The 19,224-nt window shown below is 70.7% G+C and carries 13 protein-coding genes; 3 read left to right on the top strand and 10 right to left on the bottom strand.

Translation table 11 applies throughout. The features are described 5' to 3' along the window. Window positions 1-3 precede the first annotated feature (3 nt). From ACZ5MC_RS12855 to ACZ5MC_RS12810, 10 genes are all read right to left on the bottom strand, one after another. Window positions 4-906 carry a DUF2231 domain-containing protein gene (locus ACZ5MC_RS12855; protein WP_464515967.1) on the bottom strand — a complete coding sequence of 301 codons (903 nt, stop codon included), beginning with the start codon at window positions 904-906 and terminating at the stop codon, window positions 4-6. Window positions 907-909: 3 nt separating this feature from the next. After that, a complete protein-coding gene (locus tag ACZ5MC_RS12850) occupies window positions 910-1,692 on the bottom strand; it encodes a DUF5777 family beta-barrel protein (protein WP_464515966.1) in 783 nt (260 codons plus the stop codon). Window positions 1,693-1,700: 8 nt separating this feature from the next. Next, complete coding sequence (locus ACZ5MC_RS12845) at window positions 1,701-2,054, bottom strand: c-type cytochrome (RefSeq protein WP_306600898.1); 354 nt, start codon at window positions 2,052-2,054, stop codon at window positions 1,701-1,703. 20 nt (window positions 2,055-2,074) lie between these two features. Beyond that, window positions 2,075-6,037 carry a CxxxxCH/CxxCH domain c-type cytochrome gene (locus tag ACZ5MC_RS12840; RefSeq protein ID WP_464515965.1) on the bottom strand — a complete coding sequence of 1,321 codons (3,963 nt, stop codon included), beginning with the start codon at window positions 6,035-6,037 and terminating at the stop codon, window positions 2,075-2,077. 138 nt (window positions 6,038-6,175) lie between these two features. Beyond that, a complete protein-coding gene (locus tag ACZ5MC_RS12835) occupies window positions 6,176-6,865 on the bottom strand; it encodes an ABC transporter ATP-binding protein (RefSeq protein ID WP_306600896.1) in 690 nt (229 codons plus the stop codon). Then, the gene (locus ACZ5MC_RS12830; protein WP_464515964.1) at window positions 6,862-8,046 is read right to left on the bottom strand and encodes an ABC transporter permease; all 1,185 of its coding nucleotides are present in this window, start codon (window positions 8,044-8,046) and stop codon (window positions 6,862-6,864) included. The genes ACZ5MC_RS12835 and ACZ5MC_RS12830 overlap by 4 nt, the downstream gene beginning before the upstream one ends. Continuing rightward, a complete protein-coding gene (locus ACZ5MC_RS12825; RefSeq protein WP_306600894.1) occupies window positions 8,043-8,657 on the bottom strand; it encodes a hypothetical protein in 615 nt (204 codons plus the stop codon). Before ACZ5MC_RS12825 ends, ACZ5MC_RS12830 begins: the two co-directional genes overlap by 4 nt. A 10-nt stretch (window positions 8,658-8,667) precedes the next feature. Beyond that, entirely contained in the window at window positions 8,668-9,069 is a 402-nt protein-coding gene (locus ACZ5MC_RS12820; RefSeq protein ID WP_306600893.1) for a FixH family protein, read from the bottom strand. Between the two features lie 21 nt (window positions 9,070-9,090). Beyond that, complete coding sequence (locus ACZ5MC_RS12815) at window positions 9,091-10,707, bottom strand: type 1 periplasmic-binding domain-containing protein (protein WP_306600892.1); 1,617 nt, start codon at window positions 10,705-10,707, stop codon at window positions 9,091-9,093. 104 nt (window positions 10,708-10,811) lie between these two features. Then, the gene (locus ACZ5MC_RS12810; protein WP_306600891.1) at window positions 10,812-11,519 is read right to left on the bottom strand and encodes a response regulator; all 708 of its coding nucleotides are present in this window, start codon (window positions 11,517-11,519) and stop codon (window positions 10,812-10,814) included. 331 nt (window positions 11,520-11,850) lie between these two features. Here ACZ5MC_RS12810 and ACZ5MC_RS12805 point away from each other — a divergent pair, with 331 nt between their 5' ends. The 3 genes from ACZ5MC_RS12805 to ACZ5MC_RS12795 all read left to right on the top strand — a co-directional run bounded on the left by ACZ5MC_RS12805 (window position 11,851) and on the right by ACZ5MC_RS12795 (window position 19,139). Next, a complete protein-coding gene (locus ACZ5MC_RS12805) occupies window positions 11,851-15,366 on the top strand; it encodes a multicopper oxidase domain-containing protein (RefSeq protein WP_306600890.1) in 3,516 nt (1,171 codons plus the stop codon). A gap of 79 nt (window positions 15,367-15,445) precedes the next feature. Beyond that, window positions 15,446-16,129 (top strand): FKBP-type peptidyl-prolyl cis-trans isomerase, encoded by a 684-nt coding sequence (locus ACZ5MC_RS12800; protein ID WP_306600889.1) that lies wholly within the window; start codon window positions 15,446-15,448, stop codon window positions 16,127-16,129. Between the two features lie 109 nt (window positions 16,130-16,238). Further along, complete coding sequence (locus tag ACZ5MC_RS12795) at window positions 16,239-19,139, top strand: PocR ligand-binding domain-containing protein (RefSeq protein ID WP_464515963.1); 2,901 nt, start codon at window positions 16,239-16,241, stop codon at window positions 19,137-19,139. The last annotated feature ends 85 nt before the right edge of the window (window positions 19,140-19,224 follow it).

Below are 19,224 nucleotides of genomic sequence, written 5' to 3'. Positions count from 1 at the left end.
GGATCAGGGCCGCGCCTTCCCCGCGGCATGGCAGCCGGCGCAGGCTTCCAGGGCCGGGTGGGGGCTCCGCCAGTAGACCGAATCCTCCCCCCCGAAAGCCGCGCGCTCGCCCTCGGGAACGCGGGGCCAGTAGAGGGCGAAGGCCTGGGTGCCGTCGGCCTTGGCCTCGCGCATGTGGAGGGGACCGGGAAGGCCCAGGGTCCACGTGGTCAGGACGGCGTAGGCCCCGACGGGAAGCGGCCTTCCGGCGGCCAGCGCCTCGCTGCCCGAGGCGGTGACCCAGGAGCGGGCCTCCCGGCCCCCGTGGGCCCTGCTGCGGAAGGGCGCCGCCTGCAGCGGCTCCAGGCTGGCATAGTCCAGGGCCCGGAGGGGGAGTTCCGCCTCGGCGTCGTTCTTCTTCGCGTTGATGGCCTCCGCGGCGGCCTTGTTGGTCTCGGCGTCGCCGAAGACCATCACGCCCCCCTGCTTGCCCACGTACCCCCACGTCCCGGCCCACAGGACCGTCCCCAGGAGGCAGGCTCCGGTCCAGCGGGCATCCCCGGGCTCCCGGCAGGCCCTGCGCAGGAGCAGCACGCACAGGATGCCGAGGACGGCTCCGGCCAGGGCGTTCACCTCGTGGGACCGCAGGGTCCGCTGGAGCGCCTGGCCCTGGGAGGAGACGACCGGCAGGAGCCTTCCGGCGGGGATCAGGTTGAGCAGCCGGCCCCAGTAGAGTCCGCTGGCCATGGTCAGGAGGCCTCCGCCGAGGGCCACCAGGGCCACCCGGAGGGCCATGCGCCGCCAGGTCTGGGGGTACCGGGACCGGTAGGCGGCCGCGATCATGAAAGGCAGGCACACCACCAGGCCCAGCGGTACGTGGACGAAGGCGGGATGCTCCCTGGAGAACAGCTCGATGGGGCCCGTCATGGCTCAGAAGGTCCTTTCCACGTTGAACCCCAGGGCCCACTGGCCGGTGGAGCGCGCGCCCCCGCCGTAGTCCCCGGACAGGACCTGGTTGGCCGTGGTGCCTGAGGTGGTGGTGCCCACCAGGGTGAACCGGTGCTTGAAGGTCTTGTAGGTGAAGCCCGCGGCGTAGCCCGGTTTGAAGGCCTTGTCGATCTTCGAGGGGCGCGGGTAGTACTCGGCCACGAAGCCCAGCTTGTCGGTGAAATCGATGCGCAGTCCCGCTCCCGCCGTGAAGACGGCCTTCTTCCGGGTGGTGGTGCGGCTCAGCCAGGTGGGAACCACCGTCAGGATCCCGAAGTCCCCGAGGAAGACTTCCGTGGGCAGCTGGCAGGCGGCGCCGGTGAGGCCCACGGTGCCGAGGGGCGTCTCGGCGCGCCTGACCACCTCGTCGAACCGCTCGGCCCGGAGGGCCATGCGCACGACGTCGGCGTTGAGGAGCCGCTGCTGGAGGGCGAACGTGAAGGTCTTGTTGTCCGCCGTGCGGTAGAGGATCACGTTGAGGCCCTTGACGGGTTTGAATCCGAAGTCCACGCCGAAGCCCGGGTAGGCGTAGCCGTCCAGGCCGTAGGCGTCCCTGCCGTGGCCGGAGGCGGGCGTGGAGAAGCGGTGGGTGAAGGCGATCCCCAGGTCCCAGAACTGCATCATGTCGCCCGTGGGCAGGTTGACTCCCAGGGGGTACTCGGAGGACTCGCCGAAGAGGAGGCCCGAGGCCAGGCACAGGGCGGCGGTTCGCAGGCGCGGGGTCATGGGTGCTCCTAGCGCCTGGCGCCGAAGGGACGGATGATGTCGGTGATCATCTTCTGGGCCTGCTCGGGGGTCATCTTGCCCTTGAAGGCCGGCATCTTCTCCTTGCCTTCCAGGGTGATGCGGACCCAGTCGGAATCCTTCTTGCGGCCCGCCTTGCGGCTGTCGGTGAAATCGAAGCCGTTGTCGGGCAGCTGCTGGCCGGCGTTGTCGCGGCCGTTGCCGTTCACGCCGTGGCAGCGGGCGCACACGTCCAGCCAGTACTTGGGGTAGTCGCCCCCGAAGGGGGGGGCCTCCTTCTTCGGCTGGGCGGAAAGGGTCTGGAAGGTTGCGAAGGCGATGAGGGCGATGCGGGCGATGAGCATGATGCCTCCTGGAATACGGCCTACCAGCCGCGGTTGGTGTGGTTCTCGCCGTGGCAGGTGAGGGTGCAGGTCCTGCTGGTGGCGTTGTAGACGGTCCGGCTGCCGAGGTACTGGATGGTGTCGCTGGCCGGGCCCTCCATCTGAGGCGTGTCGAGCCTCGTGAAGTGGGCCAGGGCTCCGGGGGTCCCGTTGGCCATTCCATGGCAATCGGTGCACTTGGCGCTGACCTCGGAGCCCAGGTGCGTGCCGTGGTGGCCGGAGTAGTAGCTGTTGTTCTCCGGAACGCCAAGGGACGTGCCGCGGGCGTGGCAGGCGCGGCAGCCCGCGTCGCCGGTGGCCCCGGTGGAATCCAGCGTCCCGGTCTGCCAGCTGGGGGCCGCCAGGGCGCCGTGGCAGCTCACGCTGGTGCAGGTGTAGGCGGTGGGGCTGAAGGACGCGGCGCCGGCCTTGGCGTTGTAGGTCGCGGAGAAGCCGGTGGGCGCGGGCGGCACCCTGAGCGCGTCGGCGCCGGGGCGGGCGTTGGCGTGGGTGTAGTGGTTCAGGGTGCCGGCGTCGTAGTTGGTGTGGCAGGAGCCGCACTGGCCGGTGACGGAAGGCAGGGCGTTGTGCTTGGCATGCCTGCCGGGGAGATCCGGGAAGGCCGCGCCCGCCGGCGGCCGGGCGTGGCAGGAGGCGCAGTTGGCCACCGCGAGGGGCGACCCCGCCTGGTGGCACACGGTGCACAGGGGTGCGGTGGACAGGGGGGAGGCGCCCGTGACCCCGTGGCAGGAGGCGCAGCCGGAGGCGAAGGCGGCCTGGGAATTGGCGCCGGTGTGGCCCGTGCCCAGGTAGGGGACCGGGTGGGAGGGGCCGCCGTTCCAGCTCGAGGCGGCGTGCGCGTGGCCGTGGCAGGTGACGGTGCAGGTGCGGTTGGCGGCGTCGTAGGCGTTGGCGGAGCTTCCCGGCAGCAGGATGGTGTCGCCGGCGGGGCCCTCCATCTGGGGCGTGTCCAGGTGGGCGAAGTGGTTGGCGGCCCCGGGCGTGCCGTTGGTCAGGCTGTGGCAGTCGGTGCACAGGGCGCCCACGCCGGAGGCCAGGTGGAAGCTGTGGAGGCCGGACCAGGCGGCGTTGTTCTCGGGCGTGGCCTGGGCCGTGCCCACCTGGTGGCACTGGCGGCAGCCGCCGTCCGTGGTGGCAGCGATGGTGCCCGTGCCCCAGGCCGGGGTGGTCACGCCCCCGTGGCAGCTGACGTTCGAGCAGGTGAGGTTGCTCGCGTTCATGGCCGCCGCGCCCGCCTTGGCGTTGAAGGTGGCCAGCAGCCGCACCGGCGCGGGGGGCACCCGCAGGGTGTTCAGCCCGGGCCGGGCGTTGCCGCGGTCATAGTGCGCCTGGGAGCCCGCGTCGAAGGTGTCGTGGCAGGTGGAGCAGAGCCCCGTCACGCGCGCCAGGGCGTCGTGCTTGGCGTGGGACCCCGCCAGGTCCGGGAAGGCGCCGCCCGCGGGGGGCTTGCCGTGGCAGGAGGCGCAGGCGGCCAGAGCCAGGGGCGAGCCGGCCTGGTGGCAGAGGACGCAGGTGGGGGCCGAGGCCAGGGGCGGCGTTCCCGTCACGACGTGGCAGGTGCCGCAGTCGGAGGCGAAGCTGGCCGGGGTGGCGCCGGTGTGGAGCGCGCCCAGGAAGGGGACGGCGTGATTGGGCTGGCCGGGGCCGGCGGCGTGGCAGGCCACGGCGCCTGCGGCGCTGGCGAAGCAGCTCGGGGCCGCTGGAAGGGGGGCGGTCCGGCCCTTGGCGTAGTCATGGCACACGGGGCAGGCGTTGTCCCGGTTCTGGGCGTCCCGGTGGGAGGGCACGTAGCCGGGGAAGGTCTCCACCGGCGCGGGGGCCCAGATGGTGGAGTGGGAGGAGGCGGGGGCGTGGCAGGCCGCGCAGGACGTGGGCGCGGAGCCTCCGGCGAACCCGGGGGTTCCCGGGATGCCGTGGCAGGCCTGGCAGGCCAGGAGGTCCTTCTTGGCCGCGAGGCCGTGGAAGGCGGTGCTGGTGGCGTCCCGCCACCCGGCGCCCAGGGGGTGGGGGGCGTCCTCGGGACCGTGGCACATCGTGTTGTTGAAGCAGGTGGGCACGGTTCCCGCCGGGGCGGGCTGGGCCGGGTGGCCCGGGGGGTTGCTGGAAGAGCCCGCCAGGTGGCACTGGGCGCACACGGCGGCGTTGGAGGGATCGGTGGTGCTGTGGGTGAGCCCGGCGGCGTCGTTCCAGGGCCTGGGCGCATGGGGGGCGGGAACGCCGTGGCAACTCTGGCAGGACACGGTGGAGGCGCCGCCGGCGAAGGTCGGCCCATGGCAGGCCTGGCAGGACCGGAGCCCGCCGCCCCCCGGGCCCTGGAGGGCCTTGGCCCGCGGGCCGTGCGTGGCCGCCAGGTTGTACCCGGTGATGGTGCCATGGTGGCAGGCCGCCGTCATGCAGCTGGGAATGGCGCTGGGCGCCGCAGGCACGGTCATGGCGTGGCAGACGGTGCAGGTGGCCTGGGGGGCGAGGGCCTGGCCCGGGTGGACCGCCAGCCAGCCTGTGGCATGGTAGGTGCCCGCGGGGCTGGCCCAGGTGGACCCCGTGTGCTGGTACCCGTGGCAGGTGAGGGTGCAGGACCTGTTCGCGGCGTTGTAGACAGAGCGGTTCCCGGCGTATTGGATGGTGTCGCCGGCGGGACCCTCCATCTGCGGCGTGTCCAGGTGCGCGAAGTGGTTGAGGGCGCCGGGCGTGCCGTTGGCCATGGCATGGCAGTCGGTGCACAGGGCGCCCACCGGGGCCCCCAGGTGGAAGGCATGGAGGGGCGTCGCCGCCGCGTTGCTCTCGGCCCCGCCCGCGGCGTGGCACTGGCGGCAGCCCGCGTCCGAGGCGCTGTCGAGGGTGCCCGTGCCCCAGGCCGGGGTGGTCGCGCCGCCGTGGCAGCTGACGTTGGAGCAGGTGACGGCGGCTCGGTCGAAGGCGGCCGGCCCGGCCTTGGCGTTGAAGGCCGCCGGAACCTGCACGGCCCCGGGGGGCACCCGCAGGGAATCCAGGCCGGGCCTCGCGTTGCCGCGGTTGTAGTGGGCCAGGGAACCGGCGTCGTACGACGTGTGGCAGGGCGTGCAGGTCCCCGTCACCCCGCCCAGGGCGTCGTGCCTGGCGTGGGCCCCCTTCACGTCCGGGAAGGCGCTGCCCGCGGGCGGCTTCCCATGGCACGACGCGCACCCGGTCCGGGTGAGGGGCGAGCCCGCCTGGTGGCAGGCGGAGCACTGCGGGGCGGAGGCCACGGGCGACGCGCCGTCGAGGGCGTGGCAGGTGGCACAGCCGGCGGTGAAGGCGGCCTGGGTCGCGCCGGCGTGCAGGGGCCCCAGGAAGGGCACCGGGTGGCTGGCGGTGTTGGCCCCATGGCAGAGCGTGTTGTTGTAGCAGGTGGGCACCGTGCCCGCCGGGGCGGGCTGGGCGGGGTGGCCGGCGGGGTTGGCCGGGGCCCCCGCGAAGTGGCACCGGGCGCACACCGCCGCGTTGGAGGGGTCCGTCGTGCTGTGGGTGGCCAGGCCGTTCCAGGGCCTGGGGGGATGGGGGGCGGCGACCCCATGGCAGCTCTTGCAGGAGACCGCCGAGCCGCCTCCGCCGAAGTCCGCACCGTGGCAGGCCTGGCAGGACACGAGCCCGCCGCCGGTGGCGTCCTGGGCGGCCTTGGCCCGCACGCCGTGGGCGGCCGGGAGGCCGAAACCGGGCAGGGTCCCATGGTGGCAGGCGGAGGTCATGCAGCCGGGAATGCCGCTGCCTGCCTTGAGGACGGTCGTTTCGTGGCAGGTCCTGCAGTGATCGAGGCCCGCCAGGGCCTGGGCCGGATGGGCCGTGAGCCATCCGGCGGGATGGTAGCCGCCCGCCGGGGGCTTCCCTCCGCCGCCGCAGCCCGCCAGGATGGCCAGGCACAGCAGGAGGGCCAGGGCCCGCAGGACGGGCCGGGGCCTGGATTCTCCACCTCTGGATCGGACTGGCATGGCCACGGGCCTCCGGTCGGGAAATGTGTCGACGCCCCAGTTTAAAAACCGGCAGGGGCCTGCCTATGGGGGGAATCCCCCATTCTCCCGGGGGGGGATGCTGTATTTCCCCTCCCGGAAGGAACGCCCCTCGCCGGGCTACGCGGCGTGCACCCGGCCATCCCGGATCTCCAGGCACCGGTCCGCGATCCTGGCCAGCTGGGCATCGTGGGTGACCATGATGATCGTCAGCCCCTCCACCCGGTTGAGGCACTTCAGGGTCTCCCCGATCTCCTCCATCCGCCGGGAATCGAGGCTCCCCGTGGGCTCGTCGGCCAGGAGGATCTTCGGCCGGTTCACCAGCGCCCTGGCGATGGCCACCCGCTGCATCTCCCCGCCCGAGATCTCCCTCGGGAGGTGGTTCCGCCGGCCTTCCAGCCCCAGGATCCCCAGCAGCCGGTCCACGTCTCCGGCGCCATCCGGCCGGGGGCAGAAGGCCAGGGGGACCGCCACGTTCTCCCGCACCGTCAGGGTGGGAATCAGGTGGAAGTTCTGGAAGATGTAGCCGAAGACCGCCCGCCGGACCCGCGTGAGTTCGGTTTCGGCCAGGGGCCGGCCTTCCCCGTGCATCCGCCTGCCGGCGAGCTCGAGTTCGCCGCTGGTGGGGTTGTCGAGGCAGCCGAGCAGGTTGATGAGGGTGGTCTTGCCGGACCCGGACGGGCCGGTGACGGCGACCACCTCCCCGGCCCGGATCGCCAGGGAGACGTCGTCCACGGCCCTGATGTCCTCGCTGCCCCTCCGGTACACGCGGGTCAGGCCCCTTGCCTCGAGAACGGTGGTGCTCGTCATGATTCACCTCGAATGGTGTCCAGGGGCTTGACGCGGCCGGCCTTCCAGGCCGGGTACAGACCGCTGAGCAGACCGACGGATACGATGATGGCCACCGTCAGCAGGACCTGGCGTGCGTCGATGTCCACCAGGCCGCCCCGGGGGGCATAGGGGAGCACCTGGCGCGCCAGGCCATCCGTGACGCGGGCGAGGCCCAGGGCCGCCGCGACCCCGGCCAGGGCCCCGCTGGTGCAGAGGATCAGGGTCTCCGTCCACACCAGCAGGAACACGTCCAGGGGCATGGCCCCCATGGTCTTGAGGATCCCGATCTCCTGCAGGCGCTCCAGCACGGACATGAGGATGGTGTTCACCACGCCGATCATGGCGATGAGGGTGGCGATGAGGGCGATGGACAGCACCATCACCCGCGCCGTGGCGATGAGCTTCAGGATCGTCTGCCGCACCTGGGTGAAGCTCACCACCTGCACGTCGGGGAGCCGGTAGAGCCTGGCCTCCAGGGCGGCCAGGTCCATGCCGGGGCGGGTGCGGATGCCGATGGTGGTGATGCTGGGGGTGCCGGCGATCTTCTGGAGGCGGCCCAGGGGCAGGAAGATGGTGCCGTCGTCCTGGGTGCCGGTGCGTTCCAGGATGCCCACGACCTTCAGGGGGACGTTCTTCTCGGGCACGAGGGTCAGGTCCCCGACGCTGCGCTGTTCCAGCTCCGCGGCCTCGTGGCCCATGACCACCTCCTCGGCGTCGTTGTCGCTGAACCAGGCGCCGCGCTCGAAGCGGAGGAAGGGCTTCATGGCGGGGAAGGTCGCGGGATCCACGCCGAAGTACCCGGCGATGCCCCCGTTCTCGCCCTTGTTGGGGTCGAAGTAGGCCTGCATGAGGATGGGGGTGATGCCTTCGACCTCGGGTTCCCGGCGCACGGTCTCCACCAGGGCGGGGTCCATGTAGCGCAGGCCGCCGCCGCCCTGGAGCATCAGGGTCGCGGCCTCGTACGGGCAGCCCTTGGCCATGACCATGAGCTGGTAGCCGAGGTTCCCGATGTCCCGGTTCAGGGCCTCCTCGTAGCCGTGGTTGAAGCCCAGCAGGCTCACCAGCACCCAGGAGGAGAGGGCGATGCCGCCCAGGGTGAGGAGGCTGCGGGCCTTCTTGCGGAAGAGGTTCTTGTAGGCGATCTGGAAGAGGCTGATCATGCCGGGTCCCCCGCGTGGGAATAGAAGCAGGCGTCCATGAGGACCAGGTTCTTGTAGAGGCCCCTGAGGACGCCGAAGAAGTCGGTGTCCATGCCCGGCACGGGGTTCCGGATCTTCGCCAGGCGTCCCGTGCCCTTGCCCAGGACCGGGTCGAAGGTCCTGAAATCGCGCAGGGACAGCGCCGTGAACTGCCCCGCGAAGGCCGGGTCGCGCAGCTTCGGGGCGAGGGGGCCGGTCATCTTCTGGATGTAGAAGGTGATGACCCTGCCCTGGAGGTCCAGGGCCAGGAACACCTGGATGACGCCGAACTGGCCCTTCTGGTTGATGCCGTGGATGTAGCCGGCCCGGGCGTCGCCCTTGAAGATCTCGTAGAGGGTGTAGGGGACCTCCAGGGGCTCGTAGAGGGGGCGGTTGGGCTCCCCGAGCCGGCGGAGGACCTTCTGCAGGTCCGGGCCGGTCACGGAGAAATAGGTCGTCTTGAAGCGGGTGGCCCCCGGGAACAGCCGGGGGACGTCGGTGGCGGGACTGTTCAGGTCGCAGGTGATGGCCGCGGCCGCGGGCAGGGTCAGCAGCACCGGGGCGATCGCCAGGCGGGGCCAGGTCCGGGTCATGGGCGCTCCCTCAGATGTCGAAGAGGTAGGCGCCGCGCAGGAGGGTCTTCCCGCCCCGCTCGAAGGTCAGGCGGACCTCCCAGTCCCCGGGCATCACCAGGTTCACGGGAAGCAGGTAGACGCCCTTGGAGGACACGGAGAACGCCTTGCTGCCCGTGCTGTGCGCGCCCCGCATGGAGGGCATGTCGGCGTCGCCCCGCACGGTGAAGGAGGTGTCCCTGGTGCCGTCGCGGCGGAGGATCTCCACCCGCAGGGTGGCGGTCCCCAGCTTGGGCGCCTTGGTGAAGCCGTAGACGAAGGAGGTCTCGGCGTCCAGCGGGATCCGGTCGCCGGGCCTGGCGAGGCGGACGTAGTCCGACGGGGCGGGGACTCCGGCGAGCAGAGCGACGAGGGCCGGGGCGAGGAGGTTCATGGGGGCTCCAGGGAGGGGGGGCTAGTAGAGGCCCCAGGTTTCGTTGGGATCGAATCCGCGCGCGGGACCGGGCTGGAGGCGCACGACGTGGCAGCCCTCGGACAGGTGGCGCAGGCCCGGGGAGAAGTTCAGCAGGTCGTAGTCGGTCGCGTCGGCGGCGGGGGCGGCGTCCAGGGTGTCCAGGAGGTAGTCCCGGTAGTAGTTCCGCTCCATGCGGGCCAGCGCCTCCGACAGCACCTTCATGGCGTCCTCCATGCGGGAGGCGATGCGCCGGTCATTGGCCTGGAAGGGCTTGTCCACGACGGCCCCCACCCGCGCGCCCATGCGGGGCGGCAGGGTCTTCGGGCCGGGCTGGCGGTAGGGGTACACCACCCGGGTGAAGCCCCGGGCCGCTTCCGGCAGGTCCCAGAGCCGCTCGGCCAGGAGGGTGGAGGACATGAACACCTGGGGCGGGGAGGTCCTGGCCATCGCCTCCAGGGCCCGGTACGCGTCGGGGCCGGTCCACATCAGGAGGGCGGTGTCCTTGTCGGCCTTGACCGGGCGGGAGGGGTTCCAGGGGATGGACTGCACGGGGGTCCGGCCCGCCCAGGCCTCCTCGAAGCCCTTGGCCAGGAGGGCGGCCTCGGATCCCGGCCCCAGGATCTGGACGACCCGGGCGGGGGGCGCCTGCGCCAGGAACCGGGCCGCGGACGCGCCCTCCTGGTGGTAGCCCCTGGTGTAGTAGAAGGTGTAGGAACCCTCCAGGCCGGGCTGGTCGGTGATGGGCAGGACGCAGGGCAGCCGGAGGTCCTCGCAGAACCGGTGCACCGGCTCCCAGGTCCGGGTGGAGATGCCGCCCAGGAGCGCGAACACGGGTTCCTGGGCGTAGAAGGCCTCCAGCTGGGCTTGCCAGGTGGCGGGCTCGCCCTTCAGGACCCAGGTGGCCAGCCTCCATTCCCGGAAGCCGATGCCCATGAGCTGCATGTTGAGCATCTGGCCCATCTTCTGCCGGGGGTTGGGGCGCAGGTTGCTGTGGGAGCGCAGCGATCGCTCGATGGCGCCGGTCATGGCGGCGCGGTCCGCGGCGGGCACCTCCTCGGTCACGACCGTGGCGAAGGTGACGCTTTTGTCCGTGACGCCGGGCGCGAACGCGGAGGAGAGCCGGCCGAGATACTGGACCAGGGGCGCCAGATCCGCATCGGAGGCCCGGTAGCGGGGCATGGCGGGGCCCAGCTCGCGTCCGGAGGGGTCCACGCCCTTGACGAGGGCGTCCATGAGGGAGCGTTCCGTGTAGGCGGGCCTGAGGGGCGCGGTCTTGAACCGCGCGGGGACGAGGGCCTCCCGCTCCTCCTGCGTGAGGCCGGTGAAGTGGAGGTACAGGGGCTGGAACAGGGTCCGGCCGTTGATGGCGCGCACGCGCACGCCGTCCTCCTGCATGGGCGGGATGCCGCTGCGGCCGTGGCAGCCCGCGCAGGCGAACGCCGTCCCCGGGACCCGGGTGCCGGCCTTCATCACGGCCTGGAGAGGCTGGCCCGAAGGAAGGAGGCCGTCCCGGTACATTCGCTCTCCCAGGTCCAGGGGCCGTCGGGGCTCCGCGGCGGGGACGGGCCCCGCCAGGAGCGCCGCCAGCAGGAGTCCGTTCAGGATTCGGGTGTTCACGGGGGCCTCGCTTTCCGGGGAATCGGATACCCAGCAAGGTAGGTGATCCACCCCCCGGCGCCCATGGGGGTTTTCCCCCATACTGGCCCGGGGAAAATCCGTATCTAGTCGGGCCTTCCGGACCCTTCGGCGGGGCCGGGGAGAGGACGGGCCGCGGAGACGAGCCCCTTCTCGATGGCGAAGGCCGTCAGGGCGGACACGTTGTGGATCATGAGGCGCTTCATCAGGCTGCCCCGGTGCTTCTCCACGGTCTTGGGGCTGATGCACAGGTAGGCGGCGATGTCCCGGGTGCGGTAGCCCTCGGCCACGAGCTTGAGCACCTCCCGTTCGCGCTGGGTGAGGTCCTCGTAGGGCGTGCGCCGGGGGGCGGGCTGCTGCAGGCGCAGGAAGGCGGCGACCACCGTGGTGGCGATCCCGGGGCTGAGGAAGCGCTCCCCCCGGAGGAGGCTCGCCACCGCCTCCAGGAGTTCGGCGGCGCTGCCATCCTTCAGGAGGTAGCCGTTGGCTCCGGACTTGATGGCCTCGAAGACCCAGTCCTCGCCGGTGTGGGCGGTCAGGATGAGGACGCAGGTCTGCTCCCGGATCCGCTTGATCTCGCGAAGGGCTTCGAGACCGTTGGTGCGGGGCATGGACAGGTCCAGGATCACCAGGTCGGGCTCCAGCTCGGCGACCAGGCGGATCGCTTCGCGGCCGTCCCCGGCTTCCCCGACGATCTCGTAGCCGGTCCGGGATTCCAGGATCGAGCGCAGGCCGTCCCGGAGAAGGGTGTGGTCTTCGGCGAGTACCAGGCGGTGCTTCCTAGGGTTGATCAAGGGAGGGCCTCCAGGGGGGTGTCGTGCAGGCAAGGTAGTCCCGGCCCCGCGCCATTTCCATACCGGGGCACCCAATTACATGCTTTCCCGTCCCCATATGGGGGGATCCCCCCATAGTGGCCGTCCGGGGCCCGGCCTACCTTTTGGCATGCGAAAACCTGCCCATGAGAAAGGGACCACCCGGATGTCCATCGCCGATCCGAATGCGGAACGAACCTGGGAGCGCGTCCGGGCGCGCATCCGCGGACCTGGAGGCCTATGAGATAACCCCACCCCCGGCTCCCCCCCTTGATCGTGCCAAGCCCACCTGCTTCCTTCACGGAGAACTCCCATGAACAAATACCAAGCCAAGGCCAAGCCTGCCCGCCTCACGCGAACGGTCACGATCTCGGCCCTCCTCTGCCTGGGGTCCACGCCGCTGCTCTACGCGCAGTACGTCGCCCCGCCCCCGCTCGCCACCGGCGTGGACTACACCAAGCCCAACTTCGCCTACAGCCCCATCCTCAGGAAGTTCGTCGACTCGCTGCCGGGCCTCACGGCGGCCGGCGCGAACAACCTCGGCCAGTACATCCCCGTGGCCGTGGCCGACCTGACCACCTTCGCCGGCACCGCCAGCTACGAGATCGCCCTGGTGGAGTACTCCGAGCAGATGCACTCCGACCTGGGCCCCACCAGGCTGCGCGGCTACGTGCAGGTGGAGACCCCGGGCACCCTCGCCGCCATGGCCGCCATGACCCCCGCCATGGTGAGCAAGCATGTCCCGCTGCCAGGCGGCAAGTTCGGCATCGACAACCCCAGCTACCTGGGCCCCACCATCGTGGCCACCAAGGGCGTGCCCACCCGCGTCACCTTCGACAACCTGCTCCCCACCGGCGCGACCGGCAACCTCTTCATCCCCACGGACGTCACGGTCATGGGCGCCGGCATGGGTCCCGACGGCACCAACTATCCCCAGACCCGCGCCACGCTCCACCTCCACGGCGGCGACAACCCCTGGATCAGCGACGGCACGGCCCACCAGTGGATCACCCCCGCCGGGGAGGCCGGTTCCCTCCTGAAGGGCGCCAGCCAGCAGAACGTCCCCGACATGCCGGTGCCCGCCAACGGTTCCGCCACCTTCTTCTGGCCCAACGGGCAGTCCGGCCGGCTCATGTTCTACCATGACCACGCCATGGGCATCACCCGCCTGAACGTATACGGCGGCGCGGCCGCGGGCTACCTCCTGGTGGATCCCACCGAGCGGGCCCTGAACGCCTTCGCGCCCGGCGGGGAAGTGCCCCTCATCATCCAGGACAAGACCTTCGTGAGCGACGGCACGGTTCCCGCCGGCTTCACCGGCACCGCCAGCCCCGCCACCACCGTGGTCGACCCGCTCTGGGCCTCCGGTCCCTGGGGCCAGACCAAGGGCAGCCTCTGGTTCCCCCACGTCTACATGCCGAACCAGAACCCCAACGACCTCTCCGGCGCCAACCCCCTGGGCCGCTGGGACTACGGCGCATGGTTCTGGCCCGTGTTCCCGTCCATGGTGCCCCCGGCCACGTCCATCGTGCCCGAGGCCTTCATGGACACGCCGGTCATCAACGGCACCGCCTATCCCTACATGAGCGCCAAGCCCACGGCCTACCGGTTCCGCATCCTCAACGGCTGCAACGACCGGTACCTCAACCTCCAGATGTACGTGGCCGATCCCTCCGTGACGGGACCCGGCGGACTCACCGAGGTCAAGATGATCCCGGCCGTCAAGGGCACCGGGGTCGCCGCCGGCGCCCTGGATCCGGGGACGACCTGGCCCGCCACCTGGACCGCCAACGACACCGTCGGCATGACCCCCAACATCCTGGACAACCGGTTCGGCGGCGTGCCCGATCCCAGCCCCAGCCTGATGGGCCCCTCCTTCATCCACATCGGTTCCGAGGGCGGCATCGCCCCCGCGCCCGTGGTGCTCCCCAACACGCCCATCGGCTACGAGAACAACAAGCGCAGCGTCACCGTGCTGAACACCCTGGAGCACACGCTCTTCCTCGGCCCCGCCGAGCGCGCCGACGTGATCGTGGACTTCTCCCAGTACGCCGGGAAGACCATCATCCTCTACAACGACGCCCCGGCTCCCGTGCCTGCGGGCGATCCCCGGTACGACTTCTACACCGGCGGGCCCGATATGACCAGCCAGGGCGGCGCCCCGCCGACCCTGCCGGGCTACGGCCCCAACACCCGGACCATCATGCAGATCCGGGTCGACGCCAACGGCGCCGCGACGGTCCTGGACCCCGCCACCCTGGCGGCGCCCATGGCCGCGGCCTACGCCACCGAGGACGCCCCCATCGTGCCGGCCAACACCTACGCCCGCATCTCCGACACCAGCATGAACATCAACGGGGTCGTGTATCCCCTGCAGCCCAAGGCCATCCAGGAGCTCTTCGATCCCTTCGGCCGCATGAACGCCACGCTGGGCGTGGAAGTGCCCTTCACCACCGCCACCATCCAGACCACGATCCCCTTCGGGTTCGCCGATCCCGTCACGGAGGTCTTCCCCGACAACACCGTCCAGCTCTGGAAGATCACGCACAACGGCGTGGACACCCACGCGATCCACTTCCACCTCTTCAACGTCCAGGTGGTCAACCGCGTCGGCTGGGACGGCGCCATCAAGCCGCCCTATCCGGAGGAGATCGGCTGGAAGGAAACGGTCAAGATGAACCCCCTGGAGGACATCGTCGTCGCCCTCCACGCCAAGTCCCCGGCCGTCAACTTCAAGATGCCCAACAACATCCGGCCCCTGGATCCCACGATTCCCATCGGCAGCTCCACCAGCTTCCTGGGCGTGGACCCCAACAACAACCCCGTCACCATCGCCAACAAGGTGGCGAACTTCGGCGCCGAGTACACCTGGCACTGCCACCTCCTGGGCCACGAGGAGAACGACATGATGCGGCCCATGTCCGTCGCCCTGACGCCGGACGCGCCCACCGCCCTCACCGCCGCCATCACGGGCTCGGGCCGCTCCAAGTCCGTCGTCCTGAAGTGGGTGAACAGCGCCTTGAACGCCACCGGGTTCACCATCCAGAAGTCCACCGATCCCCTCTTCCTCGCGGTGGGCACCACCACCATCAGCCTGGGCAACGTGACCACCTACACCGACGTCATCGGCAACACCTCCACGGTCTACTACTACCGCGTGATGGCCAACAACCTGGTGGGCAGCGGCGTGGTGGGCTTCCCCAATGCCATGGCCAGTTCCGCCTACACGGCGGCCGTGGCTTCGAACATGCCGCTGCCTCCCGCGGCGCCCACGAACCCGGCCGCGGCCATCCAGACGGCCCGGTCCATCCGCATCACCTGGACCGACAACTCCAACAATGAAACCGGCTTCACCATCCAGCGGTCGGTCAACGGCGGCGCCTTCACCCTGCTGGTCGTCACCGCGGCCAACGCGACCGCCTTCACGGATGTCAGCGTGTCCACCGGCAACACCTACGCCTACCGGATCGCCTCCACCAACGGGGCCGGCTCCTCGGCCTTCGCGGGTCCCGTGTCCGTCCTCCTGGCTGCGCCGGCCGCGCCCACCCGCGTCGCCGCCGCCGCGGTCCGGGTCACCAACAACAGCGACCGGGTCACCCTCACGTGGGTCGACAACTCCACCAACAACACCGCCTTCAACATCCAGCGCGCGACCAACGCCACCTTCACGACGGGCCTGAACAACTACAGCGTCGCAGGCAACATCACCAGCTTCGTGCAGAACGGCCTGCCCCGCGGGGCCCGGTACTACTACCGTGTCCAGGCGGTGAACGCTGCCGGAAACTCCGCCTGGGTGAACGCCGCCCCCGCGCCGGTCGTCACCCCCTGAACCTGACGTGCAGTGACCTGCGGGGAGGGCTCCGGCCCGCCCCGCAGGCGTTCCCTACGCCCCGCCCCAAGGAGGAGAAATGTCGTCACGATGGGTTGCGCTCCTGGTCTCCGGTCTCCTGCTGTCCTCCCTGGGCGCGCAGGAGCTGGCCTCGGACAAGGAGAAGCAGAGCTACGCGGCCGGCGTGGACATGGGCAAGGCCCTCCGGCGCCAGGGCGCCGAACTGGACATCCAGGCCCTCCTCCAGGGGCTGCAGGACGCCTACGCGTCCGGCGGACTCAAACTGACCGAGAAGGAACTCCAGGCGGCCCTCAACGCCCTCCAGACCGAAATCAAGCTGCAGCGGGCCCGGCCCCTCCAGATGGTGGCCAACCGGAACCGCAGCGAAGGGGAGGCCTTCCTCGCCAGGAACCAGGGCGAACCCGGCGTCGTCGCCCTGGCCAGCGGGGTGCAGTACAAGGTCCTCGCGGAAGGGAAGGGGCCCCTGCCTTCGGAGGGGGACGTCGTGTCCTGCAACTACCGGGGCCTGCTCCTCGACGGTACGGAATTCGACAACACCCTCCGCCGGGGGGAGCCCGCCAGCCTGGGGCTCAAACAGACCGTTCCCGGTCTCCGCGAAGCCCTGCAGCGCATGCCGGTCGGCTCCAAGTGGCAGATCTGGGTTCCTTACGCTTTAGCCTACGGCGAGAAGGGCGCGCTGCCCAGGATCCAGCCCTACGCGACCCTCTGCTTTGAGCTGGAGCTGCTGGGCATCCGCAATTGATGACTTGAGCGCAGGACGGCCCGGAGCGGACGGTCCCCTCTGGACGGGGCCCTCCACTCCGGGCATCCTGTTCGTCTCTCACCCCTCACCCCGCCCCCGGAGCGCGGCCATGAACCTGTCCTCGCCATGGAAGGCCGACCCGGTGATTCCGCCGATCCAGGCCATCCTGGACGTGCCGGCCCTGCGTGCCCTGCTGGAGCGCTTCCGGGCCCTCACCGGGGCGGTGGCCGCCATCCTCGACCTCGAGGGCCGGGTCGTGGTCGAAACCGGCGGGCAGGACGTGTGCCTCCGGTTCCACAAGGTCCACCCCGGCACGGCAGCCCTCTGCGCCGACTGCAGGCTCCGCCTGGTCCAGGGGGCCGCGCGCGGAGAGCGGGTGGCCGAAAAATGCGGCAACGGCCTCTGGGACGTGGTGACGCCCCTGTACGCCGGGGAGGTCCAGATCGGGAGCCTGTACACCGGCCAGTTCCTGTATGACGACGAGGAGGCCGGCCTCCAGGACTTCCGCGCCCGCGCCGGGACGTGGGGCTTCGACGCGGAGGACTACCTGGCCGCGGCCGGGCAGGTGCCGCGGTTCAGCAGGGACGCGGTCCGGCGCCACCTGGACTTCCTCCTGGAACTCGCCGGGCTCGTCACGACCTTGAACCTGGGGCAGATGCAGTCGGAGACGCGCCACCGGGCCCTGTTCGACACGGCCCAGATGGGGATCGTCTACCAGGACACCACGGGCTTCGTCCTATCGGCCAATGAGGCGGCCCAGCGAATCCTCGGGCGCTCCCTGGAGGACATGCAGGGCACGACCGGGATCAACCCCCTGTGGCGGTTCATCCGCGAGGACTTCAGCGAATTCCCCACGGGGGAGCGCCCGTCCTTCCTGGCCCGGCGCACGGGGCGGCCCGTCAACGACGTGACCATGGGCCTGCTCGATCCCGGTTCGGGGGCCATCGTCTGGCTCAATGTCAGTTCCGTCCCCCTTTTCCGTCCCGGGGAGGCCGTCGCCTTCCAGACCTATTCCACGTTCAAGGACATCACCCGCCGGAAGGAGGCCAATGCGGAGGTGGCCCGCCTCCATGCCCTGCTCCGGGAATCCCAGGCTCTGGCCCGGGTGGGCGGCTGGGAGATCGATCTGATCGCCAACACCCTCCATTGGACCGAGGAGACCTACCGGATCCACGAAACGAGCCCCGGGGAATTCACGCCCACGGTGGAGTCCGCGCTCTCCTTCTACGCCCCGGAGTCGCTGCCCAAGGTGCGGGAGGCGGTGCGCAGGTCCATCGAACTGTTCGAGTCCTTCAGCCTGGAGCTGGAACTGATCACCGCCAAGGGGCGCAAGATCTGGGTCCACGCCACCAGCCGCCCCGTCCAGGTGAACGGCAGGACCGTGAAGGTGTTCGGAGCCTTCCAGGACATCAGCGCCCGCAAGGAAGCCGAGGCCACCCTCCAGGTCGAGCGCGATCTGCTCCAGGCGGTCATGGACGGAGCGCCGAATTCCCTGCTGGCCTATCTCGACCGCGACTTCCGGTACCTGCGGGTCAACTCCGCCTACGCCGCCCGCTGCGGCTGCCGCCCGGAGGAACTGGTCGGCCTGAACCACTTCGACCTCCACCCCGACCCGGTGAACGCCTTGGCCTTCCAGGGGGCCCTGGAGGCCGGGGAAACGCGGGAAGCCCGGGACCAGCCCATCCGGTTCCGGGAGTCCGCGGCGCCCGGAACGACCTTCTGGGACTGGACCCTCGCGCCGGTGAAGGACCCGGGTGGGCAGGTGGCCGGACTTGTGTGGTCCCTGTTCGAGACCACGTCCCGCCTTCGCGCCGAGGAGGCGCTGCGCCACCTGAACGAGGAGCTGGAGCGGAGGGTCAGCGAACGCACCGGGGAGTCGGAGCAGCTGGCCTCCGAACTGAGGGCGCTGGTGGCCGAACTGGCCGGCACCGAACAGCGCGAGCGCAAGCACCTCGCGGATATCCTCCACGATCACCTTCAGCAGTTCCTCGTAGCCGCCCGGTTGCAGCTCACCCTGGTGCCGGGGGAGAAGAAGGCCGGTCTTCCGGCGCGGGTCCAGGTGGTGGATTCGATCCTCCAGGAGGCCCTGGCCGCCTCCCGGTCCCTGGCGGTGGAACTCTGCCCGCCCGTGCTCTCCCAGGCGGGGCTGGTGCCCGCGCTGGTCTGGCTGGCCCAGCGAACGGAGGAATCCAGCCTTTTCCGGGTCCACGTCCGTGCCGGCAGCCCCATCGAACCCAGGTCGGAAACGGTCCGCTTCCTGCTCTTCCAGTCGGTGCGGGAACTGCTCCTGAACGCGGTCAAGCATTCCGGCGGCAAGGAGGCCTGGCTGACCCTCGACCGCCTGGAGGGGGGCTGGATCCGGATCACCGTGGAGGACCGGGGGCGCGGCTTCCCGCCCGGCATCACGGCCTCCCGGACGGATGGCTCCTTCGGGCTCTTCAACATCCGTCAGCGCCTGGGCTGCCTGGGGGGCCGGGTGGAGATCGAGAGCCATCCCGATCAAGGGGTGCGGGTCACCCTCCTGGCCCCGGAGGATGACGGGGCCGGCGAACGCCCCGCCGCTCCCGTGCCGGCATCCCCGCCGGCAGGGGCCGTCGCGGAGCCGGCCGGGGCCCAGGGCTCCCGGATCCGGATCCTGCTGGTGGACGACCACCGGATCATGCGGGAGGGCCTGCTCAGCCTGCTCCAGATCGATCCGGACCTGGAGGTGGTCGGGGAGGCCCAGGATGGCCAGCAGGGGCTGGACCTGGCCCGCCAGCTGAAACCCGACGTGGTGGTGACCGATCTCACCATGCCCGTGATGGACGGCCTCGTCCTGACGCGGATCCTCCACCGGGAGATGCCCGCCACGAAGATCCTCGGCCTGTCCATGAGCAACGAGCCCAGCGCGGCCAGCGCCATGCGCGAAGCGGGCGCCGCCGGGTACCTCACCAAGGGCGGACCCTCCGGCCACCTGATCCGTGCGATCCGGGCCTGCAAGCTCGAGCCTGAAGGCACGTGGGTCACCTGAGTTGCCGGTTGGTCGGTCGCATGCTAACCCCCTGTGTTTCCATCTCCTTCCTTGAAAGTGCTTGCCGGCAGGCCTACCATGGGGA

The sequence above is a fragment of the Mesoterricola sp. JemC181 genome, assembly GCF_055384585.1.
This window is presented reverse-complemented; position numbering and strand designations above follow the sequence as displayed.

Excerpts from the sequence above, each read along its gene's own strand:
- ACZ5MC_RS12840 (WP_464515965.1), bottom strand. The coding sequence starts at position 6,037 with ATGCCAGTCCGATCCAGAGGTGGAGAATCCAGGCCCCGGCCCGTCCTG.
- ACZ5MC_RS12820 (WP_306600893.1), bottom strand. The coding sequence starts at position 9,069 with ATGAACCTCCTCGCCCCGGCCCTCGTCGCTCTGCTCGCCGGAGTCCCC.
- ACZ5MC_RS12850 (WP_464515966.1), bottom strand. The coding sequence starts at position 1,692 with ATGACCCCGCGCCTGCGAACCGCCGCCCTGTGCCTGGCCTCGGGCCTC.
- ACZ5MC_RS12805 (WP_306600890.1), top strand. The coding sequence starts at position 11,851 with ATGAACAAATACCAAGCCAAGGCCAAGCCTGCCCGCCTCACGCGAACG.
- ACZ5MC_RS12800 (WP_306600889.1), top strand. The coding sequence starts at position 15,446 with ATGTCGTCACGATGGGTTGCGCTCCTGGTCTCCGGTCTCCTGCTGTCC.
- ACZ5MC_RS12825 (WP_306600894.1), bottom strand. The coding sequence starts at position 8,657 with ATGACCCGGACCTGGCCCCGCCTGGCGATCGCCCCGGTGCTGCTGACC.
- ACZ5MC_RS12835 (WP_306600896.1), bottom strand. The coding sequence starts at position 6,865 with ATGACGAGCACCACCGTTCTCGAGGCAAGGGGCCTGACCCGCGTGTAC.
- ACZ5MC_RS12795 (WP_464515963.1), top strand. The coding sequence starts at position 16,239 with ATGAACCTGTCCTCGCCATGGAAGGCCGACCCGGTGATTCCGCCGATC.
- ACZ5MC_RS12845 (WP_306600898.1), bottom strand. The coding sequence starts at position 2,054 with ATGCTCATCGCCCGCATCGCCCTCATCGCCTTCGCAACCTTCCAGACC.
- ACZ5MC_RS12855 (WP_464515967.1), bottom strand. The coding sequence starts at position 906 with ATGACGGGCCCCATCGAGCTGTTCTCCAGGGAGCATCCCGCCTTCGTC.
- ACZ5MC_RS12830 (WP_464515964.1), bottom strand. The coding sequence starts at position 8,046 with ATGATCAGCCTCTTCCAGATCGCCTACAAGAACCTCTTCCGCAAGAAG.